General features: G+C 50.5%; 3 protein-coding genes. All 3 read right to left on the bottom strand.

Annotated elements, in window-relative coordinates; translation table 11 throughout:
• A partial coding sequence (locus R7Q48_RS24520) for an AI-2E family transporter (RefSeq protein WP_318132701.1) occupies positions 1-463 on the bottom strand: 463 nt, incomplete at its 3' end.
• A 9-nt stretch (positions 464-472) separates the two neighbouring features.
• Positions 473-820 carry a hypothetical protein gene (locus tag R7Q48_RS24515; protein ID WP_318132699.1) on the bottom strand — a complete coding sequence of 116 codons (348 nt, stop codon included), beginning with the start codon at positions 818-820 and terminating at the stop codon, positions 473-475.
• Positions 765-1,158: phage holin family protein (locus tag R7Q48_RS24510; RefSeq protein WP_029807081.1), on the bottom strand; the 394-nt coding region annotated here is incomplete at its 5' end. The genes R7Q48_RS24510 and R7Q48_RS24515, both read right to left, overlap by 56 nt.

Genomic DNA, 1,158 nt, shown 5'->3' with positions numbered 1-1,158 from the left:
TCATCGCCTGAGTTAACAGCGTTGGTGTGGTGGTCGCGAGCGCTTTCAGCAGAGAAAACACCGTGTTGTTACCCATCTCGTCAATGTTCATGTCACTGGCGATCTCAAGCGGCGCGTTCATGTGCTCTGACGACGCTTTGGTCACTTCATTCACTTCCTGCGAAACGTTTTGGACGATGCTTGGCAACTCAGCCCACCATTGTTTCGCGGGTTCTGATATCGCCGCTAAACCGAGTATTGAAACACTCACCAGTAACGTCAACGTCACCACCACGGTTATCGTGCGTGGCAGACCTTTATCTTCAAAATAATTGATCAGCGGGCTAAACAGCAGTGCCACGAACGTACTTATCACCATAGGTAACAGCACCGGTTTGGCGAAGTAGAGCGCAGGAACAAGCAATAACACCAGCAGAGACACACCAATCACGGTATTGATGGGAAGGTTTAATTTTCCATTCATGCGCGTCCTCTACTGATGAGGTGGTAAATCGGAAGGTTGAGCCGCTTCTTCACCTGCTTCTTTTGAGGATGCAGCAGACGACGAAGATTTGGCTAGCTGACCACTCAAATCCATCGCGCCATTGAGCAGCAAACTGATGGAGGAGAAAGATGACGTGACGCGAGACAGTCGCCCAGCTTTCGCAACAGCAATCGCGGCAAAAGCGCTCAACCCAAGCGCAGTCCACGGGTTTTCTTGCACGAATCGGTTCGAGGTAAATTTGAGGGTTTGCTTATCCAGCAAGCATTGCTCCAAAGCCGCTTTACCCTCGATGCGTTTTATCTGCATGGCTCGGTCGAGTTTGGTTAGAGAACGCATGCCAGCCCTCCTGCAATTGGTCGGTTGTATTTTTGAAACCAAGGAAGTGCGTCAGCCGCTTCTGCCACCACGCTAACCCAACTAACGCTAGACCTAACGACACAATAAACACGCCAACACTTAGCAGTAGTTGAGCGGTAAAGTGGTACGTCACTACACCCGCAGCCAAACACACACTGAAGATAAACAGCACCGACAGCAGCGTAAAAATGATGCTGAACATCACGATTTGGCGCGCAGCCGCCACGTTGACTTTCATCTCTAGCAGAAACAAATCCAACGTCGAGCCCGACCACGTTCGCAGTGACGTCGAAAGGTCGTCAATCTGTGACAAAATG

Source organism: Vibrio sp. 378, assembly GCF_033339435.1.
The sequence above is the reverse complement of the archived record's forward strand: the minus strand, read 5'-3'. Positions and strand labels throughout refer to the sequence as shown.

Bases quoted from the DNA above. Each gene is read 5' to 3' on its own strand.
- R7Q48_RS24515 (WP_318132699.1), bottom strand. From the start codon at position 820: ATGCGTTCTCTAACCAAACTCGACCGAGCCATGCAGATAAAACGCATC.